Origin of the sequence: Acidovorax sp. 35-64-16 (assembly GCF_002281195.1) — a bacterium.
Lineage (GTDB): Bacteria > Pseudomonadota > Gammaproteobacteria > Burkholderiales > Burkholderiaceae_C > Acidovorax > Acidovorax defluvii.
Window position 1 is genome coordinate 160,217 of the sequence record NZ_NCFM01000006.1, and the last position, 20,397, is coordinate 180,613.

A 20,397-nucleotide genomic window follows, 5' to 3' on the forward strand; every position below is an offset into this window, starting at 1 on the left:
TCTCGATTCAATGCACCTGGACGCCCAGCACGTTGAACACGGCCTCGGCCACGTCATCGATCGTGCCATGCGTCACCGCATCCACCGGCGAGCGACCGCCCAGGCCTTCGAGCGGTTCGGACAGCGCGCGGTAGATCGTCCAGTGGTCGATGCCCTCGACCTCCTGAAGCACGGTTTGGGTCAACTGCTGCTTCACCGGGTCGAGCTGCCAGTCGGGCAGCTTCTGGCCGCGCGGCCCCACGTTCAGCGCCAGCAGACGACGGGCGAGGATGTCCTTGTAGATTTGCTGGCGCGACTTGTCCGCCAGCTTGGCGAACTCGGCGGGCGGCAGGTTGTGCGGCTGGTTGAAGGCTTCCAGCAGCACGGCGCGGCCTCGCTGGACGTCGGTTTCAGTCGGTGCCCAACGCGTGTCGGCGCGCAACGTGGCCGCCTTGCGCTGCAAGGCCTGCGCTACCGTTTCACCTTCCAGGTTGGCGGGCAGCGTCACCGCCTCCACGCGCTCGTGGATGAACGCCTGCAACTCGGCCGCGAAAGCCGGGGCATCCCGGATTTCGACGGTATCGGCGAAGCGGCGCACATCCTCCACCGTGACGCGCGGCAGCCGGTCGGCAATGAATTCGATCGCAGTGGGCATGGTCAGCTCCCAGGTAGGTTTGAGACAGGGTTCACTATAGTCGCCTTTGTCGCTTTTGTCAACTTAGTCGCCTGAGTGGGAGCCTACCTGTGTGGTGTAGCGTCCCGGCAGCATAGGCCGGGGGCCAGCACCAGGTCGCCGTCCAATCCATTCGTGCGGGTTCCACATTGACGCTGGAGCCGCAGCCCAGGCCCCGCTATACCGAAACGGTTAAAGGCCAAAGGGTCGAAACGGCAAGGGAATGGGGTGCAAGGGGAAAGGCCCTACCTCGAAAAGGCCAAAAGGCCTCCCGCCCGGCCCACCATCAGGACATCGACATGCTCTCCCTGTTCCAGCGAAAACGGCCCCCGGTCGCTGCCGCGCCGTCGCCAGCCCCCGCCGTCGATCTCCCGAAAGGGCTGATGCGGCCGGAGTCGGCCGCATCGCTGCTGGCCACCCCGCGCCGGCAGAAGCTGATGGAGCACATCTGGCAGCGCACCTCGCTTTCGCGCCAGCAGTTCGCCACCCTGTACCGCACGCCACTGGAGCGCTACGCCGAGCTGGTCCAGGCTTTCCCGGCCTCCGAAGCGCACCACCACGCATACCTCGGCGGCATGCTCGACCATGGCCTGGAAATCGTCGCCTACAGCCTGAAGCTGCGGCAGTCCCATCTGCTGCCCATCGGGGCCAGCCCCGAAGACCAGGCGGCGCAGGCCGAAGCCTGGACTGCGGCCGTCGCCTATGCCGCCTTGCTCCATGACATCGGCAAGGTGGCGGTCGATCTGCATGTCGAACTGGCCGACGGCAGCGCCTGGCACCCGTGGCACGGCCCCCTGTGTCAGCCGTACCGCTTCCGCTACCGCGAGGATCGCGAGTACCGGCTCCATAGCGCCGCGACAGGCTTGCTCTACCGGCAACTGCTCGACCGCGATCTGCTGGACTGGCTCAGCGGCTATCCGTCCCTGTGGGCGCCGCTGCTCTACGTCTTGGCCGGACAGTACAAGCACGCCGGGGTGCTGGGCGAACTGGTCGTGCAAGCTGACCGCGCCTCCGTCGCTCAGGAATTGGGCGGCGATCCCGCGCGCGCCATGGCTGCACCCAAGCACTCGCTCCAACGCAAGCTGGTCAACGGGCTGCGCTACCTGCTCAAAGAAGAGCTGAAACTGAACCAGCCCGAAGCCTCCGATGGCTGGCTCACGGACGATGCGCTATGGCTGGTGAGCAAGACCGTTTCCGACAAGCTCCGCGCGCACCTGCTGTCCCAGGGCGTCGATGGCATCCCTGCGAACAACACCGCAGTGTTCAACGCGCTCCAAGACCACGGCATGTTGCAGCCGACGCCCGATGGCAAGGCGATCTGGCGCGCCACCGTAACCAGTGCCACCGGCTGGTCCCACTCGTTCACCCTGTTGCGACTTGCGCCGGCGCTCATTTGGGAGCCTGGCGAGCGGCCAACGTCGTTCGCCGGAACGGTGGCGATCGACACGACGCCGGCAGACAAAGATGCCGATGCCTCGGTGCCAACGCCAGCGATCGCGGCGATGCCCCCCTCCGAAGATCAGCAGCCCCCTCCCTGGGAGGACGCCGGCGGCGCTACCCCGGCTCACCCACCCGACGCCCGAGCCGCGCCCGATGTCATGGAAGACATGCTGGCGATGGTGGGAATGGATGATGATTTGCCTGTCGGTCGACTGGATGCAGAAGCCGTCTCGGGCGAGGTGCCTGCCACAGATCCTGAAACACCTGCGCCGCCCCTGGCCAAGCCTTTGCCTCCGTCACCAGCGCCTGCGCCGACGGCTGCGCAGCCGTCTGGCGAGCACTTCATGGCGTGGCTGCAAAATGGCATAACCTCGCGGCGTCTGATCATCAACGACGCAAAGGCCCTTGTACATACCGTCAGCGACACCGCTTACCTGGTCAGCCCAGGCGTGTTCCAGCGGTATGCGCAGGAGCACCCGCAGGTAGGTACGCTGGCCAGGCAGGAGAGCCAGCAGGATTGGCAGTGGGTTCAGAAGCGCTTCGAGAAGCTGGGTTTGCACCGAAAGCACTCCAATGGGCTGAACATTTGGACCTGCGAAGTCACCGGCCCGAGGAAAACGCGGCGCTTGCATGGCTATTTGCTCGAAGAGCCGTCTCGGCTGCTACATGACGTCCCTCCTAACAATCCCTACTTGTCCCTCCACCATTGAAAATGGTCTGCCAGCGCTGTTCCTGAAGGCATCTCGCCCAGGAGTGAAGCGCACGCCTCAAAGCCACCCGAAGAAATCACAGACTGCCTGCCGTTGTGCCAACGTGTCGCGCTCACCCAGCGCCATTACCTCCTGAGTGAAAGGAGCCTCGAACAACAGGTAGCTCGCCAGAGCGGAACCGCTCAGGTCACTGCTCGCGCTGGACGAACCCACGCCGCGCAACAGCGCGCGCACTGTTCGCGGCAGGTGCTTTTGGTGCCGAGCCGCGATGTCGTCAATGCGCTCGCTTGGCGCTATCACCAGCGCCTTCACCGACCGCAGTGAGGTGGCCAGGCGCTGCCCCAGCGTCATCATTTCCAGGGTACGGTTGACGCGCTCCATACGCTCGATGTCCACCGCGAGCGAATCGAGAAAGACATTCGACAGCACGTGCCCACCAACTTGAGCCAGTGTCGGATAACCGCCATCACGCACGATTCGCCCACGCGGTTCATGCAGCCGACCGACACCAACGATGAGCATACGCTGCGCACCGAGATGGATGGCCGGCGAGATCGGTGAGGTTTGCCGCATCGAGCCGTCGCCGTACCAGCCGGCGTGCTCCGCATGCTCGATACGCTGTGCTGGAAATACGAAGGGGATAGCCGCCGAAGCGAGCAGGTGTTCCAGCCCCAGTCGCATGGGTACGGCCAGCCGCTGCGATCGCTCGTAGCCCGTCATGTCGCCGGTGGCCTCAAAGAAAGTGAGGTGTTCGCCGCTGGTGTAGCTGGACGCGCCTAGCGCAAGCGCGTGCAGATGACGCTCGGCCAGCATGCGCGGTAGCAGTTCCAGCGGCGCCCAATGTCGCAGCAGCTCGGCCAAAGGTTCATTGTCCAGCAGCGAACGTGGCCCTTCTTTACGCCAGCGCGCCAACATCCAGCCTACCGAAATCGCGCTCAGCCACTGTGCGCCGCTGCGGGCAATACCAAGCGCATCGGTGCGATACACCTGATCAGCGCGAAAGTTTCGCCAAACTGCGGCGATTGTCTCCACGCCCGCATCAAAGGAGTCTGCTCGGCAGGCCAAAGCGGCGGCATTGATTGCACCTGCCGAAGTGCCGCAGAGAATACCAAATGGGTTGGGCGCCCCGTCGCCCAGACGTTCGCGGCGCAACTTCACCAGGCCCTGCAACACGCCAACTTGGTAGGCAGCGCGCGCGCCGCCTCCGGACAGGACCAGCGCCGTCTTTTCAACGCTAGTGACTGGCTTAATGTGTGCCATCGCAGGCCCCCGTGGACGCTGACTCACTCATAGACGAGCATGATGCTGGCGTAGTTGACCGACGGCGGGTTCGGCATGTCAGGCGTGGAAAACTCGGCACCGCGCCATGCCATCAGATATGTGACCGTCCATCGGCCCATCCCGTAACTGAAGCCTGGGCGCAACTCGCCAACCAGATGCTTGGAACCGACGTGGGAAGCGCCTCGGCGTAGCCGCCCGTCGATCACTTCGTTCGAGGCCAATATCTGACATCGACGCCTATAAAGCCGAAGTAGCGCGCCGCATTGGAGGCGCGCTGACAGGGAACACAGAACCGCCGCCGGAATAACGACGATGGCCCAAGCAACTCGGCGTTGGAGCAAATTCAGGGACATCAGCCTGAACGGATGGGAACCATCGCGTTCACCATGGAAGAGAGAGACGCAAGAACATGAAGTTCTCACCTGGGTTTGGCTTCTTGATGCCGGCATTCGAGAAATGCTGTACACGCAAGGAAACCTCATAGGCCTTTGCCGGCCCAAAGCGGTAGCCCACTGCCAGCACTTCCGTGAATTGGAAGGCCGTGCTGAATCGACGCTGCCCTGAGTTGTAGAGGCCGTCCGAGACGCTCCCTCCCAGGCCTGCCTCCAAGAACCAAGGAGATTGCGGCCCTGCAGGCTGGTAGCGCCAAGCCATCAGGGCTCCGAGCTGGGAATAGCCCCCTGTTGTGCCATCAGCATGGTGCGACCTCCAATGGCCACCCCATAGATCCCAATGCAGGGTCAGCGGACCCGCATCACGACTGATGCCCTTGAAGAGGCCAGAAGGCACCATCACGCCCACGTTCATTGCGTGCGTTGCGTCGCCTTGCAAAGATGTGGCTCCGGCCTGGACATACAGCTTCGCGTCGGCAAAGCGGCCCTGGGCCGCAGAAACAGCCGGCAGAGCACCTATAGCCAAGGCCAAGAGAATGCGCATACCGCGTCCGGCGGCTATGCCGGGATCCACCTCACCGTTGCATGCCCTCAATGTGGCCGACTTTCCTGCCGTGTATGGACAAGGCGTCATCTGGACAAGCGTCCTTTCTTCTCCTTGGTTGCGTGGGCCGCCGAATCATTGGTCGGTCTTGGAACCAGCCTTCAGGTCCTTCACGAACTGATAAAGATGCGGCAGGAATGAAGACAGAAGCGGGTTTTCCTTGTTTGCCAGGATTGCCCCGGCCAACAGCTTCAACCCGACCGCAAATGCCGCCGCGTCATCCTGGCTACTGAAGTCACCTCGGCTGCGAAGCCACGTCACGACGGAAATGATGTCGTCATGATTTCCGGCCTCAAATTGCAGAGGCTTGCGATCGCTGGGGATGCCATGCGAATCAGTCAACTGCTCCACAGTTACGCGATAACGGTATTGCCTCATTTATATGGCTCCTCATGCTGGACGAATGGCGCTATTCACCGATGCGGATCTTCGGCGTCACGGACATACCGACGCGCAAATTCGCGGCATCAGGCTGGTCGGGGTCGATGCGAATGCGCACGGGCAGGCGCTGGACGATCTTGGTGAAGTTACCCGTGGCGTTGTGCGGCGCGACGGCCGAGTAGCTGACGCCACTGGCCGGCCCCAGGCTCTCCACGGTTCCCTTCAGTACGGCACCGGGCAAGGCGTCCACCTTGATGTCCACAGATTGCCCTGGCTGCACACGCGCTAATTGCGTTTCGCGGAAATTGGCCGTGATGTAGACCGCGTCGAGCGGAATCACCGCCACCAACGGCTTGCCGGCATTCACGAATGCGCCGACGCGCACCGATTTCTGGCCAATCACGCCGTCGATGGGCGCCGTGATTTGGGTATAGGAGAGCTTCAACTCCGCTGCGGCCTGCGCCGCCTGCGCCTGGGAAAGTGCAGCCTTGGCCTTTTCAAGATCGGCTTTCAGGATGTCCGTCTGCTGCCGCGCCGCTTGCAGGCCCGCGCGATTCTTGTCCCGGCTGGCCAGCCGAATGGCCAACTGCGCCTCGGCCTGTTGCTGGGCTTGGATCGAGCCTGATCCGTCGGAGGCCAGATTCCGATAACGTCTTTGGTTGGCCTCGGCCAATTTGAGTTCTGCATCGTCCACCGCGACGGCCGCCTGCGCCTGACGTATCGCGGTTTCCTGCTGTGCCACGCGCGCGGCAAGCCCCGCGACGCTGGCCTCGGCAGCGGCGACTTGTGCCTTGGCCGCGTCCACCGCAACGATGAAATCCCTATCGTCGATCGCGGCGAGAAGATCGCCGGCCTTCACTGGCTGGTTTTCCTCGACCAGCACTTTGCCGATCACTCCCGACACCTGGGGGGCGACGAGGGTGAAGTCGGCCTGTACATAGGCGTCGTCCGTGGATTGGGTCGATGCGCTGGATTCGGGGCGATTCAGATAAATGACACAGCCCACTGCCACTGCGAGCAGTAGCAGGGCACTGGTGATCTTGGCTTTCTTCGGCATGGCCATGGTGGAACTATCCTTGGGACGACGATATGGATTGAGGGGCAGCGGGCTGCAAATCGGGGGCGGGAATGTAGGTCAGCCGCAATACGAAGGGGACCATCACCAACGCCAGAACGCCCAGCGCGCGATAGGCATCCGCGACCGATAGCACCAGTGCCTGCTGGCCGATGATTCCCATCAGTTGAGCGGGCTCCGGGACAAGCGGAACGGAGTTGCCTACGGACGCGGCGTGATCCAGCAGCATTTCCGCGTGGAACCGCTGTCTCACGGTCACGAGCTGCCCGACTACCGCGCCCCCGATCAGCGACCCCAGGGCGCGCAGCGTGTTGATGTTCCCCGACACATACGGGCCTTCGCTTGGGTGCACGACACTGGTACACAGGAACAGCAGCGAGACGACAGCCATGGGCTGGCCAAAGGCTTGCAGCGTCTGCGTCAGCACAAACTGGTCGCGGTTCCAGTCAGAAGTCAGTTGCGCGCCAAGGAAGCACGCCAGGGCGATCAGCAGCAAGCCGCCCGCGAACACAAATCGAGCATCGACCCATTTCCGGTACAGAAACAGCGCCACCACGGAACCCAGGACCAGTTGAGGCAGCGCGACGATCAGACCGATCGGTGCCATCTGAAGCGGTCGGTAGCTCTGGAGCGGCCCGAGAAAGGTCATCGGCAACATCACGCCGGAGGTCAGCACGACTAGAAGGCAGATGAACAAGGTGAAGCCCAGCGCCAGGTTGCGGCGGCTGAGCATCTGCAACTTGATGAACGGCGTCGGGTGATACCACTCCGTCAGCAGATAGGCCCCCAGCAGCGTCAGCCCAGCCACCAGCGAGACGACGATGAGGGGTGAATTGAACCAGTCCAGCCGCACGCCCTGATCCAAGGCGACGGTAATCAGGGCGAATGCGGGCACGCCGAAAGCCATACCGGGCCAGTTGGCCTGCGGGAAACGGTCTGTCTGGATGGGGTCTTTGGGCAGACCCCATCCGATCAGCAAGGCGGCAATCGCCGCGAGCGGAAGAATCTGCCAGTACACCCAGCGCCAATCGAACAGGCCATCCGTCCATTGCCCCGCCAGCCAGATCGAAAGGTTGGGCGCGAAGGTGGCCGTCAGTGCATACAGCGCCAATCCGTGCAGCCGGATGTGGGGCGGCAGGAACTTCAATGCCGCCATCATCAGCACGGGGATCATCGTGCCGCTGGCGATGCCTTGCAGGAAGCGCATGACCAGCAGCAGATCGAGGTCATGGATGAAGGGGATGCACACCGCCAACAAAGTGCATGCACCGATCATCCACAGCTCGAATCGGCGCACCGAGAGGGTGATGGCGAACCATGCCGAAAACGGCATGGCGATCACTTCGCCCGCGCTATAGACGGTGGTGAGCCAGGAGGCATCGTCCAAGCCGAAGCCCAGCGCGCCGCGCACGTCCGCCAGGGCCAATGCGCCCACGCGGTTGTTCAGGCCGGCCATCATGGCCGCGATGAGGATGCCGACCAGCCCCGCAATCGCCCGCTTCGGAGGGGCTGCCGCAGCGGCGGGTGCGGGCGGCGCCGCTGTCGGTTGCAACGCTGCGGCACTCATTGCTCAACCTTGGGTTGCGAGGTAGCCGACGACGCGATGGTCGTCAGGGGCGCATCGCCGCCGGCCTGCCGTTCGGATGTGAGTGCGTCGGGGTCCCAGCCGCCGCCCAGCGACTTGTAGAGATTGACCAGGGTGAGCGCAGCGTTGGTGGCGCTGGCATTGAGGCTGGTCTGGCTGGCAAGAACGCCACGCTGCGCGGCCAGAACATTCAGGTAGTCGGCAGCGCCTTCCTGATAGCCGCGCTCGGCAGCATGCAGCGCCTGCTTGTTCTGTTCATACGACACCAGCAGTTCGGTATGGCGGTTCTGCTGAGCTGCCCAGGCATCGAGAGCGTTGTCCACTTCATGCCAGGCTTGCAGCACCGTCTGCCGGTAGGCAATGGCGGCAGCTCTTTGCCGTGCCTCGTTCAGCGCCAGGCGCTGCTTCAGACGCCCGCCCTGAAAGATGGGAAGATAGACCGTCGGGCCGACGGAGAAGAACCGGGAATCCCAACTGTCGAGGTCGTTGAACTCGAAGGCTTCGACGCCGACCCTGCCTTTCAGGCCGATTCGCGGGTAGAAATCGGCTTTGGCAACGCCGATGGCTGCCGTCGCAGCATGGAGTTGAGCTTCGGCGCGCTGTATGTCCGGCCGCCTGTGCGCCAATTCGGAGGGCAGGCCCACCGGCACATTGGAAGGAAGCGACGGCAAGGGCATCGCTTCAAGCAACTGCGTATCGAGGGCGCGCGGCTGCTCCCCCAGCAGCAGTGCCAAGGCGTTCATCAGCGTGTTGCGGCGCTGGACCAGTTCGGGCACCAGCGCCTCGACCGTTGCCAGTTGCGCGCGCGCCGAAGCGGTTTCAAAACGTGTGGCGACACCATTGCGCTCACGGCTCTCGGCAAGGCGGAGGGTGCGATCGGCGACCTCCAAGTTCTGCCGGGTGATATCCAGTTGCGCTTGCGTACCGCGTAACTGGAGATAGGTGCGGGCCACCTCGGCGGACAAGGCCACCCGTGCCGCTTCGCGTTCATATACCGTGGCCTCGAAAGCGGCTGCGGCGCCTTCGCGCGATCGCCGCGCACGGCCCCATAGGTCAAGTTCCCAACTGGCGTCGAATCCCAACTGCCAGAAGTCGCTCGCGCTCGTCGGTGCGCCCAACGCGGCAAACTTGCCGTGCTCACTGATGGCCTCGCGGGAATAGCCCGCCGAAGCGCCCACGCTGGGCAGCAGCAGCGAGGAGGCAATCCCCAACTGCGCCCGGCTTTGCTCGATGCGCTCGGAAGCTATCTGCAGGTTCAGGTTGCCCGCCTGCGCACGGGCTTGCAGATCCGTCAGCACGCCATCGTTGAACAACGTCCACCATGAAGATGGGAAGTTCGCGGCGGATGTTTCCTGAGTCTGCGTGTAGTCCGCCCTGGGCGACAGTTGGACGGCTGCGAGCCTGTCGTCGGGTTTCACGAAGTCAGGACCAACCGCGCAGCCGACCAGTGAGATCGTGAAGAGCGCCGAGCCTGCTTGTCGCAGCAGTTGTGAGAGCAGCGGTTGTGACGTCATGAAGGCTCATCCAATATGCGATTAGTACCGAACCGCTCGGTTTACTATAGAGACAAAAATTAGGCCACCAGCTCATAGGGGATTTCAGCAACTACTTAAGTGCAGCTACCCGTGAGATGGTTGGCTAAGTTGATTCGTACCGAGCGGTTTGGTACTATACCGAAATCAAGCCACCGTGTCAAAACTTCCAAACCAAGCAGACCAAGCAGATGCCACGCACCAACCAAGTCATGACCGCCCCGCCGCCGAGCAACGGCGAGCTGAACGCCAAGGCGCTCACCGTCCTGCGTGCAGCGCGCAACATCTTCCTGACCCATGGGTTCAGCGCGGCAACCACCGACATGATCCAGCGCGAGGCTGGCGTGTCCAAATCCACGGTGTATGCGCACTACGCGAACAAAGAAGCCCTCTTCACTGCGGTGATCGAGGCCGAATGTGCGGCATTCACGAAAACGGTGCATGGCATCGAATTCCACCCGGGAAAGCTGCGAGAGACGTTGACCCTGTTGGCCAAGGCCTACCTGGACATCGTGCTCTCACCTAGTGGACTGGCTGTCTTCCGCGTCGTGATTGGCGAAGCACCGCGTTTTCCCAAGCTCGCACGGACGTTCTACTTGGCCGGCCCGCAGGTCATGACGACGTTGGTTGCCGAGCAACTCTCCAAGGCGGCAGCATCCGGCGAGGTTGATCTTGGCGAGATCGGCCGCGAGACGGCCGCCAATCTGTTCATCAATCTAGTTCGGGGTGAGCCTCAGCTTCAGTGCCTGACTCATCCGGATGCCGCGCCTTCCTCGGCGCAGATCGACCAGTGGGCAAACGCAGCCGTGGTGACATTCATGCGTGCCTACGGCCGCGGTGAGGAAGCGACCAGTAAACGTTCCCGATCATGATGCCGAATGGGTCAACCGAAACGGGAAAAGCAAGCGATGCCCTTCGGGTGATGGAGCTTTCTACAGCCATCACGCGGCTTTCCACAGCCAGAAATCAAGTGCTGAATCGCGTAGCTGCTCCGTTTGGTTTGACCGCTGTGCAGGTCATGGCACTACACCATGTGTCGGCCACTCCGGCATCTACGCCTAGCACTTTGGCTCGTAGTCTGGAAGTCGATTCAGCCTCGGTGACGAGGCTGTTAGACCGCCTTGAGAAGAAGGGCATGATCCAGAGAGCGGCGCAGGAGCGTGTGGATCGCACGCATGACCGAAGAGTTATCGAAATTGTTCTGACTGAGCGTGGAAACAATGCAATACGTGAATTGAAATCGCATTGGCACTCCGCGCTCTCGCAACTGATGGAGGCGTTCAAACAAAGCGAAATACATGGCTTGTTGCGCTTGCCGGAACTGTGCAACCAGGACGCCCTTCATCTCGCCCTCGATTGCAAACCGTTGTCTGTCACAGAACCACGGCCGTGAAACGGAAATCGGGGGCACTTCATGGAGCTACGTCACCTTCGCTGCTTTGTCGCCCTCGCCGAAGAACTGCATTTCACCCGAGCCGCCGAGCGCCTGCATATCGAGCAGCCACCTTTATCCCGGGCCATCAAGGAACTGGAGGATGAGCTGGGCGTCTTGCTCTTCGACCGGGACCGTAGAGGAACCCGGCTGACCGCAGCAGGTACCGCGTTCCTGCAAGACACTCGCCGACTATTCGCCGTCCTGGAACAAGCACGAGAGAATGCCAAGGCCGTCGCAGCGGGTTCGCGAGGCAGCCTGCGCATCGCAGTGTCCGATGGCGCGATCGATCCTTGGCTATCGGATTTTCTCGCCAGTTGCCGCGCTGAAGAGCCAGACATCGAGATCCGCTTGTCCGAGGTGCCGTTGGCCGAGCAGTTGCGCGGCCTGCGTGCCGGCGACTTCACCATCGGGTTCGCGCACACGGCCGAAGTCGGCGACGACATCGTTGCCGAGCCGATCTGGCAAGACCCGCTGGTGATCGCCGTACCAGTCAGGCATGAGCTGCTCGTCCACAAGGCAGTCCCGCTCCATGAATTCGGCGGCCACCCACTCGTACTGTGCGATCCACAGGTATGCGAAGGTTACTGTCGTGAACTGGCTCGGCTTCTACGGCTTCTGGAACGCGAACCGAATGTGGTCGAACACGTCTCCTCGCTGGAGATGATGCTTACCCTGGTCAGCGCGGGTTTTGGTGTCGGTTTCACGACAGCGACCAGGGTTGCCATCAGTTCACGACCAGATGTGCTTACCCGCCCTCTGGCGGTGGATTCCGCAGTAATCACAACCTATCTGCTCCGGCTCGGCGGCGGCGACGCACCGGCTTCGCTGGAGCGATTCATCGTTCGTCTGCGCGATCTCGTCCGCCTACGTGACAGTCTGGGTAGCTGACAGCGCCATCATCGACGGTCACCCTCAAGAATTGGTGTTGCCGCCGGTGCCAAGGTAGCGCTCCGTTGCAGCCATCAATTCAGCAGCGCTTATTCCGAGCGCCATGGCAATTTTCAATATGAGAGGAAGCGTGGGCACGTGCTCCCCGCGCTCAATCTTGCCCATGTGCGAGCGCGAGATGCCTGCTCTAGATGCAAACTCGTCTTGAGCGATGCTTTGAGCGACGCGCGCAGCGCGCACGGCCTGCCCAAAGGCTAACGCTGGCTCGGATTCATATGTCGATGTGCCAGAGGGGCGGCCTGGCTGAATAGTGGGCTTCTGCATTAGCAGAAGCGTCGAACAATCTTCCGAAATTAACCACGTTAAAGTTATAGACGTTAAAGTTCTCTCTTAACTATCATGTCGGCTTGTTCTCGACCTGCTTAGCCGCCTTTGCGGCGCCATCATGTTCAACGCCACCGGCCAGTTCTCCCGTCTCAGGCTTGCCATAGCGCCAGGCGTACCGTCGTCAAAGCTCTCGGCACTGCTGGCGCTGCAACGCGCGGAAGAGCCGGATGTCACCCTCGCATTCTTCGAGGTTTCAGATGAAGATCTGCGTGAGGGACTCCATGAGAGCCGCTACGACGCAGGGCTATCGGTTCAGGCATCGAACGACGCAGCCTTGAAAATCCAGCCGTTGTGGATCGAAGACATGGCCGTTGCCGTGCCTCCACGGTTCCCTTTGCTTGACCAGGCGACACTCACGATCGCCGATCTGTTGGACTACTCGCTGTATCGCTGGCAGGCGGAAATCTGCTCCAAGTTGGATGAGCAGCTTTCCAACCTCCTGCCGACCGGTCGGCAGAACATCCAGTACGTGACTTCATTTGGCCTTTTGGCCACGTGGGTCGCGGCCGGCTATGGCGTGGGAGTGTCCGCGCAATCGCGCATCGCGCATGCCCATAGATGGGGGATCACGATGCGGCCGCTCATCGATGGCCCCTACGAGATCGTGACGTATTTGCAGCGTCCCCAGGAAGAAACCAGTTCAGTTGTGGACCGGTTCGAGCGTAGAGCGCTGCAAGTTGCCAGGACGGGGGCTGCATAGTTGACGTCCCCTATGGCCGGGGTAACAACCCCGACCATAGGTTCCAGCGCGAAGTTAGGCCCCCTCTAACACCGCTGCGCTATCCACCAGCCGCCGGACGCTCAGCCGCACATCCTCGGGGATGGGCCGCATGGCAATGGCTCCGGGCACATCCTCATGACGCTGGTAGTCGCCCATGATGACCCGGATGATCGCGGGCACGTTGGTCGGCTTGACCGCATCGATAGCCGCACGATCACCCAGGTCGGGATGAGGCTGGGTCAGCATGCGGTACAGGTCCCACGAATCCGCGTGCGGGCACTGGTTCATGAGCATCTGGGCCAGCTTGTGCTTGAGCGGCACCAGTTGCCAGTCGGGAACCCGCTGCCCCCGGTTGCCCAGGCTGATGGACAGCAGCTTGCCGGCTTTCAGCTCGCGGTTGATCTGGTCCTTGGACTTCCCGGCCAGCTTGCCGAACAGCGGGACCGGCAGATTGTTCGGCGACTCGTAGATGGCCAGCATTTCCTCGCGCTCGCGCTGGATGGCGGACACTTCCGGCTCCGGGGCATGCACCGGAGGCGGCGGCACCTGCGACAGCCGCTGGAACGTGATTCCGCCGCTGTTGGGGGTCACGACGATGGGCGTGGCCACCACGGGCGGCACGCCGGGGACAGCGGGCTCGGCCGCCGTGGGGGCCACGCCCACCACTTCCTCCACTTCCGCCATCGCCGGCACCCCGTCGATGCGGATGGTCAGGTGCGCGCTCGCGGCTTCGACTTCGCCCTGTTCGAGCAGGTCGAGACGGTCGGCCCAGTCCTGCATCATGCGGCGCCGAGGCTCCACGTACTTGGCATGGTTGTAGGCCGAGCTGACCTTGTTCGGGTCGGAGTGCGAAAGCTGCGCGTCCACCCAAATCTTCGGGTAGCCGATCTCGTTGAGCGCGGTCGAGATGGTGCCGCGGATGCCGTGGCCGGTCAGGCGCCCCTCGTAGCCCATGAGCTGCACGGCCTTGTTGAGGGTGTTCTCGCTGATGCGCTTCTTGAGTTCGCTGCGATGCGACAGCAGGTACTTCTGCGCCGGCCGCATCACGCCCAGTAGATAGCGCACGATCTCGATGGCCTGCAGGGACAGGGGCACGATGTAGGGCGGCACGTCCTGCGGCCGCTTGCCGGCCTTGCGCATTTCGTCCTGGAGTTGCTTGACGACCTGCGGCGGGATGATCCACAAGCCGCGGTCGAGGTCGAATTGCTCAGGCTCAGCCAGGCGCAACTCGCCCGTGCGCACCCCCGTCAGGAACAGCAGCCGGACGCCAAGCTGGGTCTGCCAGCCCCGGGGGTTGTAGCGCCGGAGCTTCTGAAGGAACTCGGGCAGCTCGGGCAGGTGCAGATAGGGGTTGTGGGCCACCGGGGGCTTGGGCTCGGCCACCACGTCCAGGTCCGCGGCTGGGTTGACTTCCAGCCCCTCGGCGATGACCAGGGCATAGCGGAACATCTGGTTGAACCAGGTGCGGACCTTCTCGGCGGTGGTGAACGCCTTGCGTTTCTCGATCGCCGCCACGACGCCCACGAGCTGGGGCCGACGAATGTCGTAGATCGACATCTTCCCCAGGGTAGGCAGCACGTCCTTGTTGAAGATGCGCAGGATCTGCGAAAGCGTGCTCTGACGACCTTCCTTGAGTTCCTTGCGGCGATGCTCGACCCAGGCATCGAAGACGTTCTTGAAGGTGTATTCGCCCGCCAGCCTGGCTGCGTGCCGGCGCTGATCGCGTTCGATTTGAGGATCGATCCCCCTGGCGAGCAGGACCTGGGCCTTGTCCCGCTCCGCGCGGGCCTCGCGCAGGCTCAGGGCGGGATAGCTGCCCAGGGACATGCGCTTTTGCTTGCCCAGCCAGCAATAACGGAAGATCCACGACTTGCCGCCTGCGGCAGAGACCATCAGGCTCAGGCAGTCGTTGTCGTAGAGGGTGTAGCGTTTGCCGGCGGTCTTGGCCTGCCGGACGATCAGATCAGAGAGTGCCATTTCGAGGCTCCTAAGTGATGACTTAGGCCCTATGCTCGTCATGGTTCCCGCTCAGCCCCAGCAACTATCCGGAAGCCGTCTCACCCGTATTCCTGTGCCTAGATTGGCGCCTAAAAAAGGCTGGCTGTGGGTGGATTTCCGTGGCGCTCGCTGGAATGAAAAAAGGGGCCGAAGCCCCTCTTTTCAACGACTTACAGACGTCAGTAGAAGTCTGTAGATCATAACTTGGAGCGGGAAAAGAGTCTCGAACTCTCGACCTCAACCTTGGCAAGGTTGCGCTCTACCAACTGAGCTATTCCCGCATTTACTTTTACACCCTGTAGTCACCTTCAGCGTGCATCAGCAAGTCTCAAATTATAGCGTTATTTTTTAGCTCTCCAGAAGCTGAGAACATTTTTTGAAAAATTTTCTCAGACCGTCCACTGAAGCGACCCAACAAATAGGCCCCGAAGGACCTTGTTGCATCGGATTGAACCAATGGTGTTCTGGAGGCGCGGTCCGGAGTCGAACCGGACTAACCGGATTTGCAATCCGGGGCATAACCGCTTTGCTACCGCGCCAAAAAATCACTTTCCTCCGACAAAAAAGGGAAGCTAACGCTTCCCTTTTTTTGGAAATTGGAGCGGGAAAAGAGTCTCGAACTCTCGACCTCAACCTTGGCAAGGTTGCGCTCTACCAACTGAGCTATTCCCGCATTTACCGAAGCTTCACATTATACAACGTTTGCTGCGATGGAGTGTATTGTAGCGCAATTTTCAAGGGCTGCCAGCATTTTTTCATCAATGCTTCAACGGATCGGCGTTGGCCGCACCCACAACCGATTTTTCTGCCGCCGATGCCACCACGACAGCCGCCTCTTCATCACTCAAAGGAACCGGTTTGCGCTCCAAAGCAACTTCCAGCACCTTGTCGATCCATTTGACCGGCACGATCTCCAGACCGCTCTTCACGTTGTCGGGAATCTCCTGCAGGTCTTTCATGTTCTCTTCAGGGATCAGCACCGTCTTGATTCCGCCGCGCAACGCCGCCAGCAGTTTTTCCTTGAGGCCACCAATCGCAGTGACCTCGCCGCGCAGGGTGATTTCCCCTGTCATCGCCACATCACCCCGCACTGGAATCCCCGTGAGGGCGGACACAAATGCAGTAGTCATGGCGGCACCCGCGCTGGGGCCATCCTTGGGGGTGGCGCCGTCGGGTACGTGAATATGAATATCGCGCTTTTCAAAAGCCTCGTCCTTGATGCCCAACATGCGTGCCCGGCTGCGCACCACCGTACGGGCGGCTTCAACCGACTCTTTCATCACGTCGCCCAGCGAACCCGTGCGGGTGATGACACCCTTGCCCGGCATGGCAGCCGCCTCAATGGTGAGCAAATCGCCGCCAACTTCCGTCCACGCAAGCCCAACCACCTGGCCGACCTGGTTCTGAGACTCCGCGCGGCCGTAGGTGTATTTGCGCACCCCCAAAAAGTCGGGCAGGTTATCTTCATTCACGACGACCTGCGGCTGCAGCTTTTTGAGCTGCAACCCCTTCACCACCTTGCGGCAGATCTTGGAGAGCTCGCGCTCCAGCGAGCGCACACCGGCCTCGCGGGTGTAGTAGCGCACCATATCGCGCACAGCACCTTCGGTGATGAGAAGTTCCTCGTCCTTCACGCCATTGTTCTTGAGCTGCTTGGGTAGCAGGTATTTCATGGCGATGCTGGTCTTCTCGTCTTCGGTGTAACCCGACAGGCGAATCACCTCCATGCGATCAAGCAGGGCGGGCGGAATGTTCATCGAGTTCGATGTCGCCACGAACATGACGTCGCTCAGATCGAAGTCCACCTCGACATAGTGGTCGCCAAAGGTGTGGTTTTGCTCCGGATCCAGCACCTCCAGCAGCGCACTCGACGGGTCGCCCCGAAAATCGGTGCCCAGCTTGTCGATTTCGTCCAGCAGGAACAGGGGGTTGCGCACTCCTACCTTGCCCAGGCTCTGCAGCACCTTGCCTGGCATGGCGCCGATGTACGTGCGGCGATGCCCACGGATTTCCGCTTCGTCGCGCATCCCGCCAAGCGCCATGCGCACATACTTGCGCCCGGTCGCTTTGGCAATCGACTGCCCCAGCGAGGTCTTGCCCACGCCGGGTGGCCCCACCAGGCACAGGATGGGCGCCTTGACCTTGTCCACGCGCTGCTGCACTGCAAGATATTCAAGGATGCGGTCCTTGACCTTGTCGAGGCCGAAATGGTCTTCATTGAGCACCGTTTCGGCATTGCCCAAATCGTGCTTGATCTTGCTCTTCTTGCTCCAGGGCAAGCCCGTGAGCACATCGATATAGCTGCGCACCACGGTGGCTTCTGCCGACATGGGCGACATCAGCTTGAGCTTTTTGAACTCGGCCTCGGCCTTCTTGCGGGCCTCTGCCGGCATCTTGGCGAGTTTGATCTTCTTGTCGATCTCTTCAATATCGGCGCCGTCTTCCCCCTCGCCGAGTTCTTTCTGGATGGCCTTGACCTGCTCGTTGAGATAGAAGTCGCGCTGATTCTTCTCCATCTGCCGCTTCACGCGGCCGCGAATCTTCTTGTCGACATTCAGGATGTCGACTTCCCGGTCAAGCTGCTCGAACAAATTCTCGAGGCGCACCTTGACGTCAGAGAGATCCAGAACCACCTGCTTGTTCTCCAGCTTGAGAGGCAGGTGGGCCGCAATGGTGTCAGCCAACCGACCGGGGTCGTCGATGCTGGAGATGGACGTGAGAATCTCGGGCGGGATCTTTTTGTTGAGCTTGACGTACTGGTCAAACTGCTGCATCACCGCCCGGCGAAGCGCCTCGATTTCACTCGATTTGTGCTTTTCCTGGTCTTGCTCGACAGGGGTCACGGTCGCCGTGAAATGGGTTTCCGCATCGGCAATGGATGTCACCAGAGCGCGCTGCTGACCTTCAACAAGCACTTTGACAGTGCCGTCGGGCAACTTGAGCATCTGCAGGATGGTGGAGACACAGCCCACGTCGAACATATCCTCGACGGAAGGCTCATCCTTCGCGGCCGCCTTTTGCGCCACGAGCATGATGCGCCGGTCGGACTCCATCGCCAACTCAAGCGCCTTGATGCTCTTGGGTCGACCCACAAAAAGCGGAATGACCATGTGGGGGAACACCACCACATCGCGCAAAGGCAACAGCGGCAGATCAATGGGGGTGGCTGGCAGGGGGGTATGTCCGGACATGGAAATCCTCAAAGTACTCTGTGGAATATGGTCCACATGTGGGGATTTTCAACCCTTGCGCACAGCCGCACTGCAGCAAGGGTTGATGGGTTTCAGGGGGCCGCGAAAGTGCGCCCGCTCCGGTCGCTTCAGGCTTTCTTGGCCGCCTCGCGGTAAACGAGCAGAGGTGGCTTGTTTTCCTCAATCGTGGACTCGTCCACCACCACCTTTTCGACATTGCTGGTATTGGGCAGGTCGAACATGGTTCCGATCAGGGATTGCTCCAGAATCGAGCGCAGACCGCGGGCACCCGTCTTGCGCGCCAACGCCTTGCGGGCAATTGCCTTCAGCGCGGCGGGGCGAATCTCCAGATCCACGCCTTCCATGGCCAATAGCTTGCTGTACTGCTTGACCAGCGCATTCTTGGGCTCGGTCAGGATCTGCACCAGCGCGTCTTCGCTCAGCTCGGCCAGTGCCGTCACCACGGGCATGCGGCCCACCAGCTCTGGAATCAAGCCAAACTTGATCAGATCTTCTGGTTCGATCTCGGTAAACACCTCGGACAGCGAGCGCTGCTTCTTGCTCTTGACCGATGCGCCGAACCCGATACCCGAAGCCTCGGTGCGGTTTTCGATGACCTTTTCAAGACCTGCGAACGCGCCACCGCAAATGAACAGGATGTTGGTCGTGTCGATCTGCAGGAAATCCTGGTTGGGGTGTTTGCGCCCGCCCTGGGGCGGCACGCTGGCCATGGTGCCTTCGATGAGCTTGAGCAACGCCTGCTGCACGCCCTCGCCCGACACGTCGCGCGTGATGCTGGGGTTGTCCGACTTGCGGGAAATCTTGTCGATCTCGTCGATGTAGACAATGCCGCGCTGGGCGCGCTCCACCTCATAGTTGCAGCTTTGCAGCAGCTTCTGAACGATGTTCTCAACGTCCTCGCCCACATAGCCCGCCTCGGTCAGCGTGGTGGCATCGGCCATGACGAAGGGCACATCCAGCATTCGCGCCAAAGTTTGCGCCAGCAGCGTCTTTCCCGAACCCGTGGGGCCGATGAGCAGAATATTGCTCTTGGACAGCTCCACGTCGTCCTTGTGGGCCTTGTCCTTGTGACGCAGGCGCTTGTAGTGGTTATAGACGGCCACCGCCAGCGTGCGCTTGGCCTGCTCCTGACCAATGACATAGTTGTCCAGGTTGGTCTTGATTTCTACCGGGGTGGGCAGGTCGCTGCGCCCTTCACGCGCCAGGTCACCGACTGGAAGCTCATCGCGAATGATCTCGTTGCACAGGTCAATGCACTCGTCGCAGATAAAGACCGACGGACCGGCGATCAGCTTCTTCACTTCATGCTGGCTTTTGCCGCAAAAAGAGCAGTAAAGGGTTTTTTCGCTGGAAGAGCCTTTTTTCTCGGCCATGGGGGCAATGCCTTGTTACGGAAAGTTGTCGGGATGATACCCAAATAAAAAGCGGCGTCTTCCCAGCGGGAAAACGCCGCGTGGCCACCACGGGCCGACTCAGGAACGCTTGTGAATCACCTGATCGATGATGCCGTAGTCCTTGGCTTCGTCGGCTGTGAGGAAGTAGTCGCGCTCGGTGTCTGATTTGACCTTTTCCAGAGGCTGTCCTGTGCGCTCGGCCAGGATGCGGTTCATCTGGTCCTTGGTGCGCAGGATGTCGCGCGCATGGATCTCGATATCGGTAGCCTGGCCGCGCGCGCCGCCCAGCACCTGGTGAATCATGACCTTGGAGTTGGGCAACGAAAACCGCTTGCCCTTGGCGCCAGCCGCCAGCAAGAAAGCGCCCATGCTGGCCGCGAAACCCACGCAAAGGGTGGATACATCCGGCTTGATGAACTGCATGGTGTCGTAAATCGACATGCCCGCCGTGACGCTTCCGCCCGGAGAGTTGATGTAGAACGAAATATCCTTGTCTGGGTTTTCACTTTCCAGAAACAGCAACTGGGCCACCACCAGATTGGCCGTCTGGTCGTTGACCTCGCCCACCAGGAAAATCACGCGCTCCTTCAGAAGGCGCGAATAGATGTCATAGGACCGCTCGCCGCGGCCCGACTGCTCGATGACCATGGGGACCATGCCCAGGCCTTGTGTTTCCAATGCGCTCATTATTTCTCCAGTCAGGCAGCTAC

Annotated in this window: 18 protein-coding genes and 3 tRNA genes; 5 read left to right on the plus strand and 16 right to left on the minus strand. The window is 61.3% G+C overall.

Annotated features, from left to right (window positions below; translation table 11 throughout):
- Positions 1-7: 7 nt before the first annotated feature.
- Complete coding sequence (locus tag B7Y64_RS07195) at positions 8-634, minus strand: hypothetical protein (RefSeq protein ID WP_033448759.1); 627 nt, start codon at positions 632-634, stop codon at positions 8-10.
- A gap of 317 nt (positions 635-951) precedes the next feature.
- Between B7Y64_RS07195 and mobH the strand changes: the two genes are divergently transcribed.
- Positions 952-2,802: a MobH family relaxase gene (gene mobH, locus B7Y64_RS07200; protein ID WP_033448757.1), complete on the plus strand. Its 1,851-nt coding sequence runs from the start codon at positions 952-954 to the stop codon at positions 2,800-2,802.
- Positions 2,803-2,859: 57 nt separating this feature from the next.
- Here mobH and B7Y64_RS07205 read toward each other — a convergent pair whose 3' ends face one another.
- From B7Y64_RS07205 to B7Y64_RS07235, 7 genes are all read right to left on the minus strand, one after another.
- Positions 2,860-4,062 carry a patatin-like phospholipase family protein gene (locus B7Y64_RS07205; protein ID WP_033448754.1) on the minus strand — a complete coding sequence of 401 codons (1,203 nt, stop codon included), beginning with the start codon at positions 4,060-4,062 and terminating at the stop codon, positions 2,860-2,862.
- Positions 4,063-4,085: 23 nt separating this feature from the next.
- Positions 4,086-4,304: a lipid A-modifier LpxR family protein gene (locus tag B7Y64_RS07210; protein ID WP_158386243.1), complete on the minus strand. Its 219-nt coding sequence runs from the start codon at positions 4,302-4,304 to the stop codon at positions 4,086-4,088.
- A 160-nt stretch (positions 4,305-4,464) separates the two neighbouring features.
- Positions 4,465-5,019, minus strand: a complete 555-nt coding sequence (locus tag B7Y64_RS07215; RefSeq protein WP_158386241.1) for an acyloxyacyl hydrolase — start codon at positions 5,017-5,019, stop codon at positions 4,465-4,467.
- Between the two features lie 135 nt (positions 5,020-5,154).
- Positions 5,155-5,457, minus strand: coding sequence for a DUF3861 domain-containing protein (locus tag B7Y64_RS07220; protein ID WP_033448753.1), 303 nt, complete (start codon positions 5,455-5,457; stop codon positions 5,155-5,157).
- A gap of 31 nt (positions 5,458-5,488) precedes the next feature.
- A complete protein-coding gene (locus tag B7Y64_RS07225; RefSeq protein ID WP_033448750.1) occupies positions 5,489-6,523 on the minus strand; it encodes an HlyD family secretion protein in 1,035 nt (344 codons plus the stop codon).
- Between the two features lie 7 nt (positions 6,524-6,530).
- Positions 6,531-8,102: an MFS transporter gene (locus B7Y64_RS07230; protein WP_033448748.1), complete on the minus strand. Its 1,572-nt coding sequence runs from the start codon at positions 8,100-8,102 to the stop codon at positions 6,531-6,533.
- Positions 8,099-9,634, minus strand: a complete 1,536-nt coding sequence (locus B7Y64_RS07235) for an efflux transporter outer membrane subunit (RefSeq protein WP_033448747.1) — start codon at positions 9,632-9,634, stop codon at positions 8,099-8,101. Before B7Y64_RS07235 ends, B7Y64_RS07230 begins: the two co-directional genes overlap by 4 nt.
- A 230-nt stretch (positions 9,635-9,864) precedes the next feature.
- Here B7Y64_RS07235 and B7Y64_RS07240 point away from each other — a divergent pair, with 230 nt between their 5' ends.
- The 3 genes from B7Y64_RS07240 to B7Y64_RS07250 are packed head-to-tail and all read left to right on the plus strand — an operon-like array spanning position 9,865 to position 11,975.
- Positions 9,865-10,524 (plus strand): TetR/AcrR family transcriptional regulator, encoded by a 660-nt coding sequence (locus B7Y64_RS07240; RefSeq protein ID WP_050450503.1) that lies wholly within the window; start codon positions 9,865-9,867, stop codon positions 10,522-10,524.
- A complete protein-coding gene (locus B7Y64_RS07245; protein ID WP_060433537.1) occupies positions 10,521-11,045 on the plus strand; it encodes a MarR family transcriptional regulator in 525 nt (174 codons plus the stop codon). Before B7Y64_RS07240 ends, B7Y64_RS07245 begins: the two co-directional genes overlap by 4 nt.
- Before the next feature lie 21 nt (positions 11,046-11,066).
- Positions 11,067-11,975 carry a LysR family transcriptional regulator gene (locus B7Y64_RS07250; RefSeq protein ID WP_291325256.1) on the plus strand — a complete coding sequence of 303 codons (909 nt, stop codon included), beginning with the start codon at positions 11,067-11,069 and terminating at the stop codon, positions 11,973-11,975.
- A gap of 24 nt (positions 11,976-11,999) precedes the next feature.
- On the opposite strand, the gene B7Y64_RS07255 is transcribed toward B7Y64_RS07250, so the two are convergent.
- Positions 12,000-12,299 carry a helix-turn-helix transcriptional regulator gene (locus B7Y64_RS07255; RefSeq protein WP_060433536.1) on the minus strand — a complete coding sequence of 100 codons (300 nt, stop codon included), beginning with the start codon at positions 12,297-12,299 and terminating at the stop codon, positions 12,000-12,002.
- Positions 12,300-12,420: 121 nt separating this feature from the next.
- Between B7Y64_RS07255 and B7Y64_RS07260 the strand changes: the two genes are divergently transcribed.
- Positions 12,421-13,062 carry a substrate-binding domain-containing protein gene (locus B7Y64_RS07260; RefSeq protein ID WP_033448741.1) on the plus strand — a complete coding sequence of 214 codons (642 nt, stop codon included), beginning with the start codon at positions 12,421-12,423 and terminating at the stop codon, positions 13,060-13,062.
- Positions 13,063-13,116: 54 nt separating this feature from the next.
- On the opposite strand, the gene B7Y64_RS07265 is transcribed toward B7Y64_RS07260, so the two are convergent.
- The 7 genes from B7Y64_RS07265 to clpP form a co-directional block, all read right to left on the minus strand.
- A complete protein-coding gene (locus B7Y64_RS07265; RefSeq protein ID WP_033448740.1) occupies positions 13,117-15,060 on the minus strand; it encodes an integrase arm-type DNA-binding domain-containing protein in 1,944 nt (647 codons plus the stop codon).
- Between the two features lie 226 nt (positions 15,061-15,286).
- Positions 15,287-15,362 (minus strand) — tRNA-Gly (locus tag B7Y64_RS07270).
- Between the two features lie 184 nt (positions 15,363-15,546).
- A tRNA-Cys gene (locus B7Y64_RS07275) sits at positions 15,547-15,620 on the minus strand.
- A 58-nt stretch (positions 15,621-15,678) separates the two neighbouring features.
- A tRNA-Gly gene (locus B7Y64_RS07280) sits at positions 15,679-15,754 on the minus strand.
- Positions 15,755-15,839: 85 nt separating this feature from the next.
- Complete coding sequence (lon, locus tag B7Y64_RS07285; RefSeq protein WP_114656751.1) at positions 15,840-18,272, minus strand: endopeptidase La; 2,433 nt, start codon at positions 18,270-18,272, stop codon at positions 15,840-15,842.
- A 128-nt stretch (positions 18,273-18,400) separates the two neighbouring features.
- Positions 18,401-19,666 (minus strand): ATP-dependent Clp protease ATP-binding subunit ClpX, encoded by a 1,266-nt coding sequence (gene clpX / locus B7Y64_RS07290; protein ID WP_024815649.1) that lies wholly within the window; start codon positions 19,664-19,666, stop codon positions 18,401-18,403.
- A gap of 99 nt (positions 19,667-19,765) precedes the next feature.
- Complete coding sequence (gene clpP, locus B7Y64_RS07295) at positions 19,766-20,374, minus strand: ATP-dependent Clp endopeptidase proteolytic subunit ClpP (RefSeq protein WP_024815650.1); 609 nt, start codon at positions 20,372-20,374, stop codon at positions 19,766-19,768.
- Between the last annotated feature and the right edge of the window lie 23 nt (positions 20,375-20,397).